22 protein-coding genes are annotated in these 18207 nt (G+C 56.9%); 14 read left to right on the top strand and 8 right to left on the bottom strand.

Translation table 11 applies throughout. From position 1 onward, the window contains the following. The first annotated feature begins 7 nt into the window (after window positions 1-7). From B3C1_RS17810 to uraH, 12 genes are all read left to right on the top strand, one after another. Window positions 8-580, top strand: coding sequence for a sigma-E factor negative regulatory protein (locus B3C1_RS17810; RefSeq protein ID WP_008486542.1), 573 nt, complete (start codon window positions 8-10; stop codon window positions 578-580). Then, on the top strand, window positions 580-1620 hold the full coding sequence (locus B3C1_RS17805; protein ID WP_192813404.1) for a MucB/RseB C-terminal domain-containing protein: 1041 nt from the start codon (window positions 580-582) through the stop codon (window positions 1618-1620). Before B3C1_RS17810 ends, B3C1_RS17805 begins: the two co-directional genes overlap by 1 nt. Beyond that, complete coding sequence (locus B3C1_RS19555; RefSeq protein WP_008486540.1) at window positions 1617-2087, top strand: SoxR reducing system RseC family protein; 471 nt, start codon at window positions 1617-1619, stop codon at window positions 2085-2087. Before B3C1_RS17805 ends, B3C1_RS19555 begins: the two co-directional genes overlap by 4 nt. A gap of 70 nt (window positions 2088-2157) precedes the next feature. After that, window positions 2158-3948: a translation elongation factor 4 gene (gene lepA / locus B3C1_RS17795; RefSeq protein WP_008486538.1), complete on the top strand. Its 1791-nt coding sequence runs from the start codon at window positions 2158-2160 to the stop codon at window positions 3946-3948. Between the two features lie 9 nt (window positions 3949-3957). Further along, the gene (lepB, locus tag B3C1_RS17790) at window positions 3958-4878 is read left to right on the top strand and encodes a signal peptidase I (RefSeq protein ID WP_008486537.1); all 921 of its coding nucleotides are present in this window, start codon (window positions 3958-3960) and stop codon (window positions 4876-4878) included. 150 nt (window positions 4879-5028) lie between these two features. Then, window positions 5029-5943, top strand: coding sequence for a signal peptidase I (gene lepB / locus B3C1_RS17785; protein ID WP_008486535.1), 915 nt, complete (start codon window positions 5029-5031; stop codon window positions 5941-5943). 44 nt (window positions 5944-5987) lie between these two features. After that, a complete protein-coding gene (gene rnc, locus B3C1_RS17780; protein WP_008486534.1) occupies window positions 5988-6662 on the top strand; it encodes a ribonuclease III in 675 nt (224 codons plus the stop codon). Beyond that, window positions 6655-7548, top strand: a complete 894-nt coding sequence (era, locus tag B3C1_RS17775; protein ID WP_008486533.1) for a GTPase Era — start codon at window positions 6655-6657, stop codon at window positions 7546-7548. Before rnc ends, era begins: the two co-directional genes overlap by 8 nt. Further along, window positions 7548-8228: a DNA repair protein RecO gene (gene recO, locus B3C1_RS17770; protein WP_008486532.1), complete on the top strand. Its 681-nt coding sequence runs from the start codon at window positions 7548-7550 to the stop codon at window positions 8226-8228. The genes era and recO overlap by 1 nt, the downstream gene beginning before the upstream one ends. Then, on the top strand, window positions 8225-8950 hold the full coding sequence (gene pdxJ / locus B3C1_RS17765; protein WP_008486531.1) for a pyridoxine 5'-phosphate synthase: 726 nt from the start codon (window positions 8225-8227) through the stop codon (window positions 8948-8950). Before recO ends, pdxJ begins: the two co-directional genes overlap by 4 nt. Then, window positions 8947-9312: a holo-ACP synthase gene (acpS, locus tag B3C1_RS17760; protein ID WP_008486529.1), complete on the top strand. Its 366-nt coding sequence runs from the start codon at window positions 8947-8949 to the stop codon at window positions 9310-9312. The genes pdxJ and acpS overlap by 4 nt, the downstream gene beginning before the upstream one ends. Before the next feature lie 72 nt (window positions 9313-9384). Further along, window positions 9385-9786 carry a hydroxyisourate hydrolase gene (gene uraH, locus B3C1_RS17755; RefSeq protein WP_008486527.1) on the top strand — a complete coding sequence of 134 codons (402 nt, stop codon included), beginning with the start codon at window positions 9385-9387 and terminating at the stop codon, window positions 9784-9786. A gap of 6 nt (window positions 9787-9792) precedes the next feature. Here the strand turns inward: uraH and B3C1_RS17750 are convergent, their stop codons facing one another. Both B3C1_RS17750 and B3C1_RS17745 read right to left on the bottom strand, forming a co-directional pair. Further along, the gene (locus tag B3C1_RS17750; RefSeq protein WP_008486526.1) at window positions 9793-11268 is read right to left on the bottom strand and encodes an MFS transporter; all 1476 of its coding nucleotides are present in this window, start codon (window positions 11266-11268) and stop codon (window positions 9793-9795) included. Between the two features lies 1 nt (window position 11269). Continuing rightward, window positions 11270-12295, bottom strand: a complete 1026-nt coding sequence (locus B3C1_RS17745; protein ID WP_008486524.1) for an HlyD family secretion protein — start codon at window positions 12293-12295, stop codon at window positions 11270-11272. A 128-nt stretch (window positions 12296-12423) separates the two neighbouring features. Between B3C1_RS17745 and B3C1_RS17740 the strand changes: the two genes are divergently transcribed. After that, the gene (locus B3C1_RS17740; RefSeq protein WP_035482714.1) at window positions 12424-13032 is read left to right on the top strand and encodes a TetR/AcrR family transcriptional regulator; all 609 of its coding nucleotides are present in this window, start codon (window positions 12424-12426) and stop codon (window positions 13030-13032) included. 133 nt (window positions 13033-13165) lie between these two features. Here the strand turns inward: B3C1_RS17740 and B3C1_RS17735 are convergent, their stop codons facing one another. The 3 genes from B3C1_RS17735 to B3C1_RS17725 form a co-directional block, all read right to left on the bottom strand. Further along, window positions 13166-13600, bottom strand: a complete 435-nt coding sequence (locus tag B3C1_RS17735; protein WP_035482706.1) for a GNAT family N-acetyltransferase — start codon at window positions 13598-13600, stop codon at window positions 13166-13168. A 35-nt stretch (window positions 13601-13635) separates the two neighbouring features. Next, the gene (locus B3C1_RS17730) at window positions 13636-14304 is read right to left on the bottom strand and encodes a hypothetical protein (RefSeq protein ID WP_008486520.1); all 669 of its coding nucleotides are present in this window, start codon (window positions 14302-14304) and stop codon (window positions 13636-13638) included. A 142-nt stretch (window positions 14305-14446) separates the two neighbouring features. Beyond that, window positions 14447-15298, bottom strand: a complete 852-nt coding sequence (locus B3C1_RS17725; protein WP_035482704.1) for a LysR family transcriptional regulator — start codon at window positions 15296-15298, stop codon at window positions 14447-14449. Between the two features lie 139 nt (window positions 15299-15437). Here B3C1_RS17725 and B3C1_RS19965 point away from each other — a divergent pair, with 139 nt between their 5' ends. Beyond that, window positions 15438-16154, top strand: a complete 717-nt coding sequence (locus B3C1_RS19965; protein WP_008486518.1) for an FMN-dependent NADH-azoreductase — start codon at window positions 15438-15440, stop codon at window positions 16152-16154. Window positions 16155-16799: 645 nt separating this feature from the next. On the opposite strand, the gene B3C1_RS20355 is transcribed toward B3C1_RS19965, so the two are convergent. The 3 genes from B3C1_RS20355 to B3C1_RS17715 all read right to left on the bottom strand — a co-directional run bounded on the left by B3C1_RS20355 (window position 16800) and on the right by B3C1_RS17715 (window position 18166). Beyond that, entirely contained in the window at window positions 16800-17093 is a 294-nt protein-coding gene (locus B3C1_RS20355) for a hypothetical protein (RefSeq protein WP_156804623.1), read from the bottom strand. A gap of 106 nt (window positions 17094-17199) precedes the next feature. Next, window positions 17200-17688 carry a hypothetical protein gene (locus B3C1_RS19960; RefSeq protein ID WP_083858391.1) on the bottom strand — a complete coding sequence of 163 codons (489 nt, stop codon included), beginning with the start codon at window positions 17686-17688 and terminating at the stop codon, window positions 17200-17202. Between the two features lie 136 nt (window positions 17689-17824). Beyond that, window positions 17825-18166 (bottom strand): SH3 domain-containing protein, encoded by a 342-nt coding sequence (locus tag B3C1_RS17715; protein WP_035482712.1) that lies wholly within the window; start codon window positions 18164-18166, stop codon window positions 17825-17827. Window positions 18167-18207: the final 41 nt, after the last annotated feature.

Here is an 18207-nt window from a genome sequence, read left to right as displayed (position 1 = left end):
AATACATATGGCACAGCAACGTGACGAACTCTTCTCGGCCCTGGTGGACAACCAGCACCCGCTGGACGACCACTGGCTGGAAGATCTCAAATCCGACCCTCAAGTGCAGGAGCGTTGGCAGCGTTATCACCTGATCGGTGATGCCATGCGCGGCGACTTGCCAGGGGAGATGGCCTTTGACATCACCAGCAAGGTGGCTGCCGCCCTGGCCGAAGAGCCTGCCATATTGGCCCCCCAGGCGGTGGCCAAGCCCAAAGGGGTGCAAGGCTTCTGGCGCCCGGTGGCCCAGTTGGCCATTGCCGCTTCTGTAGCACTGGTGGCCATTGTTGGGGTGCAGCAATACAGCACCCAGGACGACCTGCCCCAGCCCAGCAGCCCGGTACTGTCTACCCTGCCTGCCATCGGCACTGCCGCCCCGGTCAGCCTGGAGGCCGCCGGCCCCCGTGCCGGCCAGCAGCAAGGCCGCCTGGTGCAGGCCGAGCAGCAGCGCCGCGTCAACGCCTACCTGCAAGACCACGCCCAGCAGCTGCGCCTGCAGGACGATGAAAACGGCGAGGATAACGAGGCCAATCCCCAATGATGTTGCCCTGGTTAGTGCTGGCTGCACTAACAACTTCTCCCCAGCCCCAGGCTGGGGATCTCCCTACCGGCCCTGCGGCCGTCTCCGTGGCCGCCAACGTGGCTGAAGTACCGGACCTTTCCCAGGGTGGCGAGCGTGGCACCCGCCCAACCAATACCGAACAAGCCCTGCAATGGCTGGGTTCCCTGTCCCAAGCCCTGACCCATGACAACTATGTGTTGTCCCTGGTCAAGGTCCAGGAGGGCAGGGTGCAGCCTTTCCGTTACGAGCATGGCGTGATTGACGGCGAACAGGTGGAACACCTGGTGTTCCTCAATGGCCCGCCCCGGGAAGTGGTCAGGAAGGGGGATATCGTCACCCTGCTGGACATGGATCACAGCCCCTTTTCTTACCGGGCTGACAGCATCCGTGGACCCATTCCCGACGCCCTGCTGGCGCCCCCCAAGGACCTGGCCGAACACTATGATCTGGTGCTGGCGGGTATTTCCCGCATCGCTGGCCACCCGGCCCAGCTGCTGCGCATCGTTCCCAAGGACAGCTACCGCCACGGTTATTGGATCTGGATAGACAAAGACAGCCGGCTGCCGCTGCGGGTGGATAGAGTCGCCCAGGACGCCGACGTTATCGAACAGCTGATGGTGGTGGATCTGGACCAGTTGGACGGCCCCTCCGAGCATTTGCAAAGGGTGGCACAGGTGAGCTTCCCTGCCCCCAGCGCCGCCGCCAGCCAGCTTCAGCCCCAGGCCCTTGGCAGCGTCAACTGGTTGCCCCCGGGTTTTCACCCTGTGGTGGCCAACTACCACCGCCTGGCCCTGCTGGGAGAAGGGGTGGACTACTGGCTCTATTCCGACGGCCTGGCTGAAATCGCCGTCTACATAAATCCCAGCGCCCCTTCACAGGAGCTGACCATCCACCAGAACGGTTTTTACAACCTGGTGGGTATCAATCACGGTGGCATTGAAGTCATGGTGGTAGGCACGGTACCGACGGCGGCCCTGGAGCGGGTGGCAAGCCAGGTCAGCCTGACAGGTAGGCAATGATAGAACGTGACGTGGAAGTGGTGGCGGTCAAGGGCGAGCACATCAAGGTGCAGTTTCGCCGCCAGTCCAGCTGTGACGGCTGCGCCAATACCGACCATTGCGGCTCCGGCCAACTGTCCAAGGCCTTTAGCCAGCGCCTGGACGTGCTGGACATGCGCTGCGCCCAGCCGGTGGCGGTAGGGGACTTGGTGCGGGTGGGCATCAGCGAGCAAAGCCTGGTGCGCGGCACCCTGGTGCTCTACCTGCTGCCACTGCTGTGCCTGATCGGCGCCGCCCTGCTGGCCTCAAGGCTGGTGGAACAATGGCAGCTGTCCGAACTGTGGGTCTTGCCGGCCCTTATCGGAGGCGGCTGGGGCGGCTTTAAATGGGCCGGGCTGCTGTCGGCGCGGCTGGTGGCCGAGCCGGTACTGGTCAAGGTGCTCAGCCGCGAGCAACAGCGCCTGGGCGTCGAGATGATCGGCGGATGATTTGCCCGGCGCTTTAGCGTAAAATCCCCGCATTTGCGACCCAGCATTGACGTGGACCCATCCAAGCCTCATGAAGCATATTCGTAACTTTTCTATCATTGCCCATATCGACCACGGCAAATCCACTCTGTCCGACCGCCTGATCCAGGTCTGTGGTGGCCTGACCGATCGCGAGATGCAACAACAGGTTCTGGATTCCATGGATCTGGAACGTGAGCGTGGCATCACCATCAAGGCCCAGAGTGTTACCCTCAACTACCAGGCCAAAGACGGCGAGACTTACCAGCTCAACTTCATCGACACCCCCGGCCACGTGGACTTTTCCTATGAAGTGTCCCGTTCCCTGGCGGCCTGTGAAGGGGCCCTGCTGGTGGTGGACGCCGGCCAAGGGGTAGAAGCCCAAACCCTGGCCAACTGTTACACCGCCCTGGAACAGAACCTGGAAGTGGTGCCGGTCCTCAACAAGATTGACCTGCCCCAGGCCGACCCCGAGCGCGTTGCCACCGAAATCGAAGACATCGTCGGCATCGAAGCCATCGACGCAGTGCGCTGCTCCGCCAAAACCGGCATCGGCGTCGAAGACGTACTTGAGCGCATTGTCCAGGCCATCCCTTCCCCGGTCGGTGAGCCGGACGCCCCTCTGCAAGCCCTGATCATCGACTCCTGGTTCGACCCCTACCTGGGGGTAGTGTCCCTGGTGCGCATCAAGAACGGTTCCCTCAAGAAGGGCGACAAGATCAAGGTGATGAGCACCGGCCAGAACTGGGACGTGGACCGCATCGGTATCTTCACCCCCAAACAGAAAGACACCGACGGCCTTAAATGCGGCGAGGTAGGCTGGGTGGTCTGCGGTATTAAGGACATCCACGGCGCCCCCGTGGGCGACACCCTGACCCTGGCCCGTAACGGCGCCGACAAGCCCCTGCCGGGCTTTAAAAAGGTCAAGCCCCAGGTCTATGCCGGCCTGTTCCCCATCAGCTCCGACGACTATGAGTCCTTCCGTGACGCCCTGGGCAAATTGTCCTTGAACGACGCGTCGCTGTTCTACGAGCCGGAAACCTCCACTGCCCTTGGCTTTGGCTTCCGCCTGGGCTTCCTCGGCATGCTGCACATGGAGATCATCCAGGAGCGCCTGGAGCGGGAATACGATCTGGATCTGATCACCACCGCCCCCACCGTAATCTACGAGGTCAAAAAGACCGACGGTGAAACCATCCAGGTAGACAACCCCTCGGCCCTGCCGCCCATCCAGAACATCGACGAGATCGGCGAGCCCATCGTTGAGGCCAACATCCTGGTGCCGCAAGAGTACCTGGGTAACGTCATCACCCTGTGTATCGAAAAGCGCGGCATGCAGACCAACATGGTCTACCACGGCAACCAGGTGGCCCTGACCTACGAACTGCCCATGGCAGAAGTGGTGCTGGACTTCTTTGACCGCCTCAAGTCCACCAGCCGTGGCTACGCCTCACTGGACTACAACTTCAAACGCTTCCAGATAGCCGACATGGTGCGCCTGGACGTGATGATCAACGGCGACCGGGTTGACGCCCTGGCCATCATCACCCACAAGGACAACGCCCAATACCGTGGCCGCGAACTGGTGGAGAAGATGAAAGAGCTCATTCCCCGCCAGATGTTCGATATCGCCATCCAGGCCTCTATCGGCAACCACATCATCGCCCGTAGCACCGTCAAGGCGCTGCGTAAGGACGTAACCGCCAAGTGTTATGGTGGTGACGTATCACGTAAGAAGAAACTCCTTCAGAAACAGAAAGAAGGTAAAAAGCGGATGAAGCAACTGGGTAACGTGGAAGTGCCCCAGGAAGCCTTCCTCGCCATCTTGAAAGTGGGTAAATAAGGACGATACATGGCGCAGTACTTCTCCATCTTATTAGTGCTCATCACCCTGGGCACCGGCCTGGTTTGGGCCTTGGACAGATACTTCCTGGCGCCCCGGCGTCGTGAGGCCTTGGCCAGAGCCGAAGTCAGCACCACAGGGGGCCTGGACGAAGAAAGTCGGGAGAAGCTGCTGGCCGAGCCGGGCTTTGTGGAAAGCTGCCGTGGCGCCTTCCCGGTGATCGCCGCCGTGCTGGTGCTGCGCTCTTTCCTGTATGAGCCCTTCCAGATCCCGTCCGGTTCCATGATGCCCACCCTCTTGGTGGGGGACTTCATCCTGGTGGAGAAGTTTGCCTACGGCATCAAGGACCCGGTCTGGCGCAAGGAAATGGTGGCCACCGGCAAACCCAAGCGCGGTGACATCATCGTCTTTAAATATCCCGAAGATCCCAGCGTCGACTTCATCAAGCGGGTAGTGGGGCTGCCGGGCGATAAGATCATCTATCGCAACAAGCAGCTCTATATCCAGCCGGCCTGTCCCGAAGGCCAGAAGGACTGCCCGACTCTTACCAAAATAGGCAGTGTCGACAAGGGCCAAGGCCAGTACTTCCTGGGTAACTTCGCCCTGGATAGGCGCACCGAGACCCTGGGCGAGGTGGAGCACGACATCCTGGTCAACCCCGCCTTCCCGGACCGCGCCGGTGACTACTACCAGCAGGCCGGCACCCGCCGTGACGAATGGATAGTGCCCCAGGGCCAGTACTTCGCCATGGGCGACAACCGCGACAATAGCCGCGATTCTCGCTTCTGGGGCTTTGTGCCGGAGCAAAACCTGGTGGGCCGCGCCGTCTTTATCTGGATGAGCTTCGAGATGGACCGCCAGCCCGACAGCTGGCTGCCAAGCTGGGTACCCACAGGAGTGCGCTTCGGGCGCCTGGGTCCCATCCACTGAAAAAGGGCGGCTTGGCCGCCCTTTTTTATGGCGCCAATTTGCCGGTAACAGCTTGAAACAAATGGAACTGAACTCGCTGCCAGCGCGCCTGCCATAGTGCCAATAACGCCGGCATGCCCGCCGGCCCATCTTGGCGGCTAAGGACGACCCATGGCACAGCTCTTTTCCATCTTTCTGGTTTGCATCACCTTGGGCACCGGCCTGGTCTGGGCCTTTGACCACTGGCTGCTGGCCCCCAGGCGGCGCCGGCAACTGGCCCTGGCCGAAGCCACCGGTAACCTCGACCAGGACCGCCGCGACCGGCTGCTGGCAGAGCCGGGCTTAGTGGAAAGCTGCCGGGGCGCCTTCCCGGTGATTGCCGCCGTGCTGGTGCTGCGTAGCTTCCTGTACGAGCCCTTCCAGATCCCCTCCGGCTCCATGATGCCCACCCTGCTGGTGGGGGACTTTATTCTGGTGGAAAAATTCGCCTATGGCATCAAGGACCCGGTCTGGTCGAAAAAGCTCGTCGCCACCGGCGAGCCCCAGCGCGGCCAGGTGTTTGTGTTCAAGCACCCCCTGGAAGAGGGCAAGGTGCTTATCAAGCGGGTGGTGGGGCTGCCGGGGGACCATATCCTCTACCGCCACGGCCAGCTCTATGTGCAGCCGGCCTGCCAGGGGGGCCAGCAACCTTGCCCGGCCATGGCCGAAGTGGCCAAGGTGCCCAAGGCCCAGGGGGCGTTTTTCCAAGGAAATTTAGCCTTGGACACCAGCACTGAGCAGTTGGGAAAGGTGAAGCATGATATCCTGAGCAACCCCATGGTCCCCGACCGCACTGGCCAGTATTTTCGCCAGTCAGGCCACAGGCCGGGGGAGTGGACAGTACCGCCGGGCCATTATTTCGCCATGGGCGATAATCGTGACAACAGCAGCGATTCGCGCTTTTGGGGCTTTGTGCCGGAACAAAACCTGTTGGGCCGCGCCGTCTTTATCTGGATCAGTTTCGATATGGACCGCAGCGCTGACAGCTGGTTACCCACCTGGGTACCAACGGGAGTTAGATTTGGGCGCTTGGGTCCCATAAAATAAAGCGTCAGCAGGGCGGATACACCGCCCTCTTTACTGGAAGAGAGATGACCAATTCCCTAGACACCCTGTATCGCCGCCTGGGTTACCGCTTCAATGACGAAAAGCGGGTACGCCAGGCGTTGACGCACCGGAGCGCCGGCTCCCAGCATAACGAACGCTTAGAATACCTGGGCGACTCCATCTTGAGTTTCGTGATTGCCGACGCCCTCTACCACCGTTTCCCCAAGGCCAACGAAGGGGACATGTCGCGCATGCGCGCCACCCTGGTCAAAGGCAAGACCCTGGCCGAGCTGGGCAGCGAGTTCCAGCTGGGCGACTTTCTGCGCCTGGGGCCGGGTGAACTGAAATCCGGTGGCTTTCGCCGCGAGTCCATCCTGGCCGACGGGGTAGAAGCCCTGATTGGCGCCATCTACCTGGACTCGGACCTGGACAGCATCCGCCAGCTGATCCTCAACTGGTACGAACAACGCCTGGACGACATCCAACCCGGTGTCGCCCAGAAAGACCCCAAAACCCGCCTGCAGGAATACCTGCAAGGCAAACGCCTGCCTCTGCCACACTATCAGGTAGAGAAAGTGGAAGGGGAAGCCCACCAGCAGACCTTCACCGTGTCCTGCCTGGTGGACGGTATCGAAGCCCCCTTCATGGGCGTAGGCTCCAGCCGCCGCAAGGCCGAGCAAGCCGCCGCCGAGCAAGCCCTGGAGCAATTAAATGACTGAACAACGCTGTGGTTTCGTGGCCATCGTCGGCCGCCCCAATGTGGGTAAATCCACCCTTTTGAACCAACTGTTAGGCCAGAAGGTGTCCATCACCTCCAAAAAGGCCCAGACCACCCGCCACCGCATCCTGGGTATCGACACCCAGGACGACCTGCAGGTGATCTACGTGGACACCCCCGGCCTGCACAAGGACGAGAAAAAGGCCATCAACCGCCTGATGAACCGCGCCGCTGCCAGCTCTCTTGGGGACGTGGAAGTGGTGGTGTTCGTGGTGGAAGGCAGCCACTGGGAAGACGACGACCAGATGGTGCTGGAAAAGCTCAAGGCCGAGAAAAAGCCGGTTATTCTGGCGGTCAACAAGGTGGACAACGTCAAGAACAAGAACGACCTGTTCCCGCCCCTCAAATGGCTGTCCGAACAGTTCGACTTTGCCGCCATAGTGCCGATCAGCGCCGAGAAGGGCACCCAGGTCGAAGCCCTGCGGGCCGAAGTGGAAAAGCGCATCCCCGAGTGCGAGCACATCTTCCCTGACGACCACATCACCGACCGTTCCAGCCGCTTTATGGCCGCCGAGATCATCCGCGAAAAGCTGATGCGTAACCTGGGCGACGAAGTGCCTTACTCGGTGACCGTCGAGATTGAGCAGTTCAAGGAAGAAGAAGGGCGCTTCCACATCAACGGCCTGATCCTGGTTGAGCGGGAAGGGCAGAAGAAGATGGTGATCGGCGCCAAGGGCGAGAAGCTCAAGCGTATCGGCACCGACGCCCGCCAGGACATGCAGCGCCTCTTCAACTATCCGGTGCACCTGGAACTGTGGGTCAAGGTGAAATCCGGCTGGGCCGACGACGAACGCGCCCTGCGTTCCTTGGGGTACGGGGACGACTAATGGCCCAGGGGGCCTACGTACTGCACCGCCGTCCCTACTTGGACGACGCGGCCCTTGCCGAACTGCTCTTGGAAGACGACAGCAGGGCCGGGGCCGTGGTGCGGGGCATGGCCGCCAAGAAAAGCCACAAGCGGGCGGCCATGCAGCCTTTTGTGCTGCTGGAACTGACCCTGGCTGGCCAGGGGGATTTGAAAAACGCCCGCAGCATCGAAGTCAAAAGCCCCCACAGCCTGGCCGGCAACGCCCTTTATGCCGGCTTCTACGTCAACGAACTGATCCTTCGCCTGGTGCCCCGTGGGGCCGACACCGACGGCCTGTTTCGTCTCTACCAGCAAACCCTGCTGGCCCTGGCCACAGGGGAAGTAGAACCGGTGCTGCGCCGCTTTGAGCTGAGCCTGTGCCATCGCCTTGGCTACGGCGTCGATTTGTGGCGCGACACCCAGGGCCAGCCCCTCAACCCACAAGGCCGTTACCAACTGGTAGCCGAAGAGGGGCTGCTGGCAGATGTCAAAGGCCCTTACCCTGGCCAGGCGCTGCTGGCCATGGCCCAGGACCACTGGCAAGATGAAGGCACCCGCCGCACCGCCAAACTGTTCTGCCGCGCTCTGCTGGCCCCCATGCTGGGGGACAAACCGCTAAAAAGCAGGGAGCTGTTTCGACTCGCAGGAGGAGTCCAATGAACCCCATCTATCTCGGCGTCAATATCGACCATATCGCCACAGTGCGTAACGCCCGTGGCAGCCAGTACCCAGATCCGGTGGAAGCGGCTTTCGTGGCCGAGCGGGCCGGCGCCGACGGCATCACGGTGCACCTGCGTGAAGACCGCCGCCACATCAAAGACCGCGACGTATTCCTCCTCAAAGACACCATCCAGACCCGCATGAACCTGGAAATGGCGGTTACCGAGGAAATGCTGGCCATCGCCGAGCAGGTCAAGCCCGCCTTTGTCTGCCTGGTACCGGAAAAGCGCGAAGAGCTGACCACCGAAGGGGGCCTGGACGTGGCTGGCCAGTTCAGCCGGGTCAAGGACGCCTGCCAGCGCATGGCAGACCAGGGCATTTTGGTGTCGCTCTTTATCGACGCCGATCCGCGCCAAATCGAAGCGGCCGCCCAGTGCCAGGCGCCTTATATCGAAATTCACACCGGCCACTATGCCGACAGCCACGGCAGCGCCCAGGCCAAGGAACTGGCCCGTATCCGCAGCGGTGTGGAGCTGGCCGACAGCCTCGGCATCATCGTTAACGCTGGCCATGGCCTGCATTACCACAACGTGCAGCCCATCGCCGCCATTCCCCAGATCCACGAGCTCAATATCGGCCACGCCCTTATTGCCCGTGCCCTCTTTGACGGCCTGGACAAGGCGGTGCGGGACATCAAAGCACTGATGGTGGCGGCAAGGTGATAGTGGGCCTGGGCAACGACGTGGTGCGTATCGAGCGCTTTGCCCGCTCGGCGGCGCGTTTTGCCAAGCGGCTGCTGACCGAGGCCGAGCAGCAGCAATACCAGCTGCGCGGCCAGCCCCTGTCCTATATCGCCAAGCGCTGGGCCGCCAAGGAAGCGGCGGCCAAGGCCCTGGGTACCGGTATTGCCAAAGGGGTGAGCTTTCAGGACTTTGAGGTCAGCAACGACGCCGCCGGCAAGCCGGTGCTGACCCTGCGCGGCCAGGCCCTGGCCCTGGCCCAGGCCCTGGGGGTGCGCCACTGCCACCTGGCCCTGTCTGACGAAAAAGAGCTGGCCATGGCCACCGTTATTCTCGAGTCCTGATCTCCTTGTAAGAAAAAGCGCCCTGGGCAGGTCTAACTTCCGTGCTTTTTCAAAGACAAAGGAGACTGAATAATGCGCACTCTGCTTTTCACCCTGGCCCTGTTGCTGCCGGCCTTGGCCTTTGCCGACACCGCCAATCCCTTGAGTGTCCATGTCCTTGATACCCAAACCGGGCTGCCTTCCGCCGGGGTCGCGGTGCGCCTGGAACAACTGGGCCCGGCCGGTTGGGTGACCCTGGCCACTGCCACCACCAACGCCCAGGGGCGGGTGCCAGCCCTTTATCCGGCCGGCCAGGCCCTGGTACCCGGCACCTACAAGGTGGAATTTATGACCGGCGACTGGTTTGCCAAGCACCACCAGGCCAGCTTCTTTCCCAGCATCCCGGTGATCTTTACCGCCGACGGCAGCCTGCCCCACTACCATATCCCCCTGCTGCTAAGCCCTTACGGCTATTCCACCTACAGGGGTAACTGAGCACAGCTAGTGCCGCTCCCCCTTGGCCCAGTGCAGCAGCACCTTCATCAGTGGCACCAGCACCAGTACCGCCAGGATAAACCAGCGGAAGTTGTTCATGGCCCCAACGGCCAGGGCCTGGTGCTGCAGCTGTCCCAGTAGCGCCGGGGCGCCGTAGCTGCCCTGGGCCAGGGCGTCGTGCAGCTGCGCGCTTTGGCCCAGCACTTGGCCTGCCTGCAGGCTTTCCCTCTGCATCAGGTGGCCAAACAGCGCCCCGGCCAGCAGCGACCCAAGGGTGCGAAACTGGTAAAAGAAGGCCACCCCGTCCGGGATATGGCGCCGGGCAAAGCCCCGCAAGATGTGAATGGTCAGGGTCACGTTAAGAATGCCGATGGCAACGCCCCTGATCAGCAGCGCCGGCCACAGATCTGCCAGGCCGCTGCCCGCCTCGCTGCCGCTGAGCCAATAGCTGGACAGCAGCACCAGGGCCACCCCGAGGGGCACCACCTTAATGGGGTCCATCCTGGGGTTGCGGGTTACCGCCAGGCTAAACAGCAGTCCAAGCCCCATGCCCCCCAGCCCCACCAAGTGCAGCCGCCCCAGCTCTTCCTCGCTGTACTGCAGCACAGTGGCGGAGAAGATCCCGATCAGCAAAGTGGTGCCCAAGATGGCAAAGCCCGCCAAGGCGGCGTCAAACATGTACACCTTGGCGTGGCGGTTGGCCAATACCCCAAAGCGCTGAAAACGGCCCTGGCGCCGTTGCCGGAAAATCACAAAGAGCAGCAGCTGGCCGCCGACGAGGGTCCACAGCAGCAGCTCTTGCATAAAGGGAGAGTCCAGCCAGTTATGGTGCTCGCCCCTTAACAGCAGCAGCCCAAGGCCTAGGGTAAAGGCCCAGGTCAGCAGCGCTTGCGGGCCGTTAAAGGGCAGGGGCCTGGTCCGGCTGGACTCGGGCCAGCCAAAGAACAGGGGCCAGCAAAGCAAGGCACCGTAGGGCAGCAGCTGCACGGCAAACACCAGTTGCCAAAGGCCCTGGCTGGCCAGCGTGGCCAGTAGCCAGGGGTAAAGGCCCATGGGCAGCAGCGTTACCACAGTCATCAGCAGCCCTTCCACCAAGGCGATGGCCGAGAAGCCAAAGTGGCGAAGCACCAGGGTTTGCGCCGCCACCGTTAACAGTCCGGCCGCCAGGCCATGGCCGCCCCAGGCCAGAAAATGCCAGGCAGGGTCCTCAGCCAGGGTGCTTATCAGGGTACTGGCCAGCCCTATAAGGGCGCCCAGCTGCAGGGTCAGGCGGCTACCCCGGGCATGGAGCAGCCAACTGGCCAGCGGCAGTCCACAGAGGGTGGCCAGCAGGTAGGCAATGTTGAACCAACGGGCTTCGTCCTGGGACAGTCCCAAGGCGCCGGCCATATGGTGGGCACCGGCGCTGTACAGCTGGCCGGTCAGCCCCTGGGGCAGCAGCGCCAGGCTGGCCAGCAGCACCAAACTCAGCGGCTTGTTCATCTTATTGCCCGTCCAGGTTAACGGTAACCTCGGCAGACAGTCCCGGCACCACTTGCCCTTGCAACTCCTTGGGCAGTGTCAGGGCAATGCGCACCGGCACCCGCTGGACAATCTTGACGAAGTTGCCGGTGGCATTGCTGGGAGGGATCAAGCTGAACTGGCCTCCGGTGGCCGGGGCCAGGCTTTCTATCCGCCCCGCAAGGGGCTGGTTGGGCAGGCGGTCCAGCACCACCTTCACCTGCTGCCCCGGGCGCATATCGGTTACCTGGGTTTCCTTGAAGTTGGCTTGCAGCCAGATTTGGTCAAGGGGTACCAGGGAAAACAGCGGCGCCCCGGCCTTGAGCAATTCACCGGTCTGGACCTTGCGATCGGCAATCACCCCGGCCACCGGGGCGCGAATGTGGGTGTCGTCCAGGGCCAGCTCTGCCAGGGCAATGTCGGCCAGGGCCTGTTGCTGCTGGGCCAGCAGGTTGGCCTGCTCGGTCGCCAGGGTGGCCAGTTGCTGGTGGCTGCCTTGCAATTGCTGGCGAGCCGCCGCCAAGGCAGCCTTGGCCTGGCGCTCCCGGCTGACCTGTTGATCGTAATGGGTCCGGCTAACGGCGCCGCTGCCAACCAACTCCCGGTAACGCTTAAGTTCCTGCCCTTGCAGGGCCTCTTCGGCGACGGCGGCATCCAGCCGGGCCGCATTTTCCTCAATCCGTACCTGCTGCACTCGGGTGCGCGCCGCCAGGTTATCCAGGTTGGCCAGGCACAGGGCCAGCCCCGCCTTGGCTTTGGCCAGCCGTGCCTGGTAGTCACGGTCGTCAATTTCAGCCAGCAACTGCCCCGCTTGTACCTGCTGGTTGTCGGTCACGTGCAGCCGGGTCAGTACGCCGTTTACCTCGGCGCTGATCTGCGTCACCTCGCCGTGAACATAGGCATTGTCGGTGTGAACCTCGCCAGGGTGGGGCAACAGGGGCCAGCAAAGGGCGGCGGTGGCGGTGAGCAGCAGCCCCGCCATGGCCACTTTCAGGATGCGCTTTTTCATCAACAGGACCTCATTACAAAACTGTACGGTACAGTACTATAATGATGATCGCCGAATCCGGCAAGCTGGCCGTGGGCCAGTTAAGTCAAAAAGTGTACTATTGGGTACTGGTTTTGGAGGGGAGTGCCATGCGGCCATCTACACAAGCAAAGCAGGCGAAATTTCTAGCCGAAGCGACAGAACTGTTTTTTGAACAAGGATATGAAGGCACCAACCTGGACCAGCTTATCGAGCGCTGCGGTGGGTCCAAGCAAACCCTGTATCGCTACTTTGGCGACAAACAAGGCCTGCTCAAGGCCGTGGTGGCCAACTTCACCGAGCAGGCCTGGCAGGTGATCGAGCTGAAAGACGCTAAGGGGCCGGCACTGCGCCAACAGCTGGTGGAATTTGGCTGCCGCTACCGGACCTTGCTGAACTCCGCGCAACTGGCAAAGCTGTTTCGGCTGCTGATCGCCAGGGTTAACCAGGACCCGGAGCTAATCGGCTTTTTCCTGGACAGGACAGTCCGTTATTCCCAGCAGCTGCTCAGCCAGCACCTGGCGCAGCTGGTAGAGCAGGGCGCCCTGGTCCTGGCCGATCCTGAACTGGCCAGTGACCAGTTTCTGGCTGCCCTGCGGGGCCGCAGTTTTATCGAAGCCCTGCTGGTGGACCTACAGCAGCAAGAAAGCGCCGCCAGTTGCCGCCACCACGCCGAAGCCGCCGTTACCTGGCTATTGGGGGATGCGACTTCTGCATAAGGTCAATGCCCCAGGCACCCAACTCAAACAGGGTGCCCAGGGGGAAGTAGGGGAGGCAGGCTTCAAAGAGGGAGGCTGCCTTGCACGGCATCCTTAAGGGGCTGGCAAAGGCAGGGACAAGGTTGGTAGGGCTTTAACGGGCTCCTGCTACCTTACGCATAAAGAATTCAAACTGATCTTCTCCATAAATCACAAAGCCCAATCGTTTGTAGAGGTTAAGGGCCCTATTCACCTTTAGTACCGTGAGTTCCACATCCTTTGGGTTGGCGCTACTAATAACCTGCTCAAGCACCTGCTGCCCTAACCCCTTACCTTGAAAGTCAGGGTGGATCTGCAGTTGCAGTATCTCAATCTGCTTATCCCCTTCCCGGAACTTCAAGGTGCCGACCACTTGGCGGTCATGGGTAATCAAATGGGACAAATCGTAGTCATCATTTAACCTAAAGAGATGTTCCTCTTCGGACAGAAACTGCCCCGACCGTTCAAGGTGTTCCACCATGGTCAGCTTTCTAAGGCTCAACAGGTAAGCCCTGTCGTTGTCTGTGGCTTTGATAAAGGTGAATGGCATGGGGGATTCTAGGTTGGTTGGGCTTATGTTGTGCATTACAGCTTCAACGAAATCGTTGCTGCATAATCTGAGACTATTTTGCCCTGGTGTATCAACTCAAGTGCTTCACTCGGGCTAAAATCTTGTGAACGTAACCAGCTAGCCAAGTAATTCAACTCGAAACCAATCAAGTTTTCAGATAACAGCCGAAACTCGTCGTGAGACAGTCCCTGCTCTACATGCTTTTCTAACAGTCTAACTTGTTCCGATTTTGATAATTCGGTTTTCTTATAATTAAGAATGAAGTCAACTATCTCTTGCTCCGTAAGGTCATCTTTCCCAAACTCAGGGAAGCTCGAAGGATAATAGATTAAATCCGAGACAAAAGGATAGTCGACATTACTCTCCAGTATATCCAGATAACTCTCATCACCAAGAAGTGCTAATCTCGTTATTTCGATTAATTCATTTCTGGTAATGTCGGGCTGAGGCACTATCGATTTAAGTATAAGTAATCGACGTGTCCAATCCTCGTGGCCGCTACCACCGTAGAGTCCCTGAAAATCGATAAACCGGTGGTTGGTTTCGGATAGAGAGTTGAATTCGAGCACTTTATCAAGGCACTCATCTTTCTCACCGCCATCAATTTCATCTGCCAGCGTCGCTAAACGTTCAAGTAATACGGGATCAACATCTTTTGGTTGCAACTCTGGTCTTAATGTCATGGAGCCTCTAGTTATTGGTTGATGAGATACGTTTTCAAATGATATCCAGCCAACTGAAAAGCTGGAAGCGCCAAGTAGATGTTTGCGGCTGTGGTAGCCTTTTTTGTGGGAACTTTTCCCTGCTGATACTCAACGAGTTGGATCACTGGTTCAAAATGTCGTCAATCCAATTTATAAATCTGGTAGCACTTCTAGTCTCGAAGCTATCCTTGTTTGGCACGTAATAGCATAGGTTTGACTTGACCGGTCTAGTTTCAAACTGCTGTAGAAGGTTGGATTCTAGCAATCTCTTAGTGAGTGTCGTAGAGCAGAAAACCAGCCCATTTCCTGCCATAGCCTGTTGAATGCCGAAAAGCTCTTGATCAAACTTTCTGAGTTTAATATTGGAACCATCAAGGCCATTTTCTTCCAACCAAGCAGCTAGTGGAGGATCCGGCAGCACTCTATTTTTCCACTCAGTTGTAAAAAGAGTAATGGGATCGCCTGACCAAGAAGGAGGGGCCATTCCATAAGCACCAAATACATTGAATGATTCAATTTTAATGACATCGGCATTCTCGGCGACTGAGACATCACCTAACCGAATGGGGACAATATATGATTGGCTGTCGACCAACTCGCCGGTCGAGATTTCCAAAGAAACATCAGGGTTGGCTTGTTCAAACTCATGCTGGGAAGGTATCAGTACCATAGCTGCCAATGACGATGTTGTCGTGACCCTGACCGCACTGCCAGCCTTCATCACCTCATCCAAAGCACTGTCAATTTTCCGAAATCCATCAGAGGTTGCTTTGGCTAGTAGTACACCGGCTCCAGTTAGTGATATCCGTCTTCCCAGTCGATGAAACAGATTCACATTTAGCCGACTTTCCAGGTTACTAATGTGGTGTGAAATGGCTGTTGGAGTAAGCGAAAGTTCTTCTGCAGCCAACTTGAAACTTCCCAGACGGGCTGCCGACTCAAAAGCTTTCAGTGCCTGCAACGATACCTGCAACTCTAATCTCCATATCCATAACTGCCTGGTCGAGATTATAGATGATTTAAATTCATCTACAAGTGCGGATTTCTCGTTTGCCCACTCCGACAGAGGCTTACAAAATAGCCCCTGTTATGAACTAACTAAGGTAAGGAACATGAGCACATTATTACATATCGACTCAAGTGTTAGAGCTGCAAGCAACCCTAACCCCGATCACGATTCCATATCGAAGAATATCGCTCTGCGATTTATCGAGACATGGAGAAAGAATCGACCAGGGGACGAGTATATATATCGTGATGTTGGCGTAAATCCACCTGATTTCATCACGCAAGACTGGATTGGTGCGGTATTTACCCCTGAGGAAAAAAGGACCCCGGCACAGAAAGAAAGATTGGCCTTATCAGATAAGCTGATAGCAGAAGTATCAGCTGCCGATGTTATCTTGATTTCCTCACCCATGTATAACTATGGTATGCCAGCTCAGCTAAAAGCCTGGTTCGATCAAATTGTTCGTATAAATAAAACCTTCGATTTTGATCTCGCACGGGGGGACTACCCGTTGCAGCCTATGCTTTCCGGTAAGACATTGATCATTGTAACGTCCAGCGGTGAGTATGGTTTTGAAAAGGGAGGTATAAGAGAAAGCTCTGGTCACCTGGTACCGCATCTGCGGACATTGAGTAAATATCTAGGAGCAGACACGATATATGAGATTGCCGCTGAGTACCAAGAGTTTGGTGATGAAAGGCACAGAATTTCAGTAGCCAATGCAAGAGCCAGAGCCGAGAGTATTGCACTAGAACTCAGCGTTGCAGCCCGTTCTCAATCGCCGGAAGATGAGACAACTAATTTCCAACAGTGCTACTGAAGATCTCTTCATAATATAGGATAAAAACACTGCTGATTTTGCCAATAGCAATCTCAAGGAACAAAGCCTGCTATTGCAGCTATTATAAATGAATCACTTCAGGAGAGCCTTGCGCTCTCTATTTTATTGCAATATTTAGTTTCTTAGGCATGGCCGTATAGTCGCATCTAGCCCATAGTGCGATTGCACCGCCCTGTTATCCTTGCCATTCACTCGGGACTAGGCCCTGCTCGTAGCTACATTTTAAATAATTCAAGAACGCTGACTCTATCCCAAGCGCTTCGGCTTTACTGATAAGCTCGAAATCATCTGATATATATGAGCATATCTCATGGCAACTTGTCGCTTTGGACAACTTGAGAAACAGTTCTCTATTCTCAAATGGTACGTCTATACCAGAAGTGCTTTGGTGAAGTTCAATCCATGCTGTATCAAATTGATCTTCGTCTCTGCTATCCAGGATCCTATCAAGCTCGTCCTGATCCATTGATTTTAGTGTTTCTAGAAGTTTTTCCATAGTCCCTATATACAGTAACGCTCCGCCAAGGTACCGGAGCTGTGCTGATAATTTTATGCGATTAAAGCATAAAATGGGTGGCGCAGTGGATGTCTAGCCTGTAGTTTATTGATTTTTTGGGGGAGAATTTACAATGTAACATTATGAGCCTCAAGCAACTGTTTTATAGTTATACCAATTGTATCAATATCATCCATCTCTCTCTGAAAGATGACACCTTCACTAGAGTCTGACTCGATTAACAGATCCCAACCATCAGTGGTTACGGCAAATATTAGATACTTAGTACCGCCATGGGAACATGATAATTCATTGTCTTTTGTGAAGCATTGTATTTCTAAAGTTCCATTTTCAGGCAGTCCTTTAAACTGGACAGGACAAGGAATATTTTTTAGCTCTTCCAGCTTTTCTTTAATATTCAATCAAGTGCTTCCTTTCGCCTAACGATTAAGCTAACGGGCATATAAAATCATAGCTCTTTGCTGTCCAGAAAACGGAGTGAGCGAAAGTTGAGTGTATTTTTATAGTTTACTCATCCCAAACTTGAAGATTTCCGCTTCTCCAAAGCTCGCCATCCCAAGATATTACATCGTCGAGATGCTTACACATGGTGTGCTGCCTTCGGCGGGGCGTCCCATCCTTTTTGAACCATTTGTTTACTAAGGTGATTGACCTGGGGACGTGCACCCTTTTTCTTTCGTTAAGGGCGGGCTGCCAGAAGTAAATAATTATTGACTCTGCTATTTCAAGAAAATGTCTCGAGGCGTCTCCAGGGTACTGGATAGTGCCTAGCCAGAATTCTTGCTCTCGATTTATTTCACGCACTTTGTAGTGGTTTTTAAATCTCCCAATGAAGCTTCCCTCAGTAATGCCACAGTATTGAATGGTCGACTCTCGCCCATATTTTAATTTTCCTGTGGCAAGGTAAAGCCCATTTCCTCGCTCTGGCTCTTCTTCAACTTCGTTGTAGCTATATGGGCCATGCCAATCAACAATAACGGTTGTGTGGGAGTTCACGAATTACCCCTGTGAAATATAACGCTCGGTTAAGGTGTGAGCAACGCAATACCGATGCCTCCGCACACCACCTTAAGCACTAAAATCAATGCATAGTAAAAATGCCATGCGTTGCGAATCCATCTTGAAAAATTTGTTATGTACGCTTTACCGAGCGCACTGGTACCCAACCGACTTCACCCGTTGCCCTCGAAACTCGATACCACTCATTGAGTTCAAATAGTACTGACAACTTTTCACCAATGACGGTATTTAGCTCAACATTGTCATAGTCTTTAAGCAAAATACCTTCAGAGACCCCTTCAATCTTTTCGATATATTGAACTGGAGCCCAACCTTGCGCCTCTTCGCTACTGGTTATAAGGATCCAATTGGGAAACTCGTCGTCAATTGCACCGAGAGTTACTTTATCGCCTTGTTTCAAATAAAACGGATTAGGATATTCTGAGACGTGTTTTTCAGTAGTGACTACTTCCATATTTTCTCCAAAGTACATAACGCCGCATTAAGGTGTGAGCA

Source organism: Gallaecimonas xiamenensis 3-C-1 (assembly GCF_000299915.1).
Lineage (GTDB): Bacteria > Pseudomonadota > Gammaproteobacteria > Enterobacterales > Gallaecimonadaceae > Gallaecimonas > Gallaecimonas xiamenensis.
Note: the sequence above shows the minus strand (reverse complement) of the source record. Positions and strands in the feature narration are given on the sequence as shown.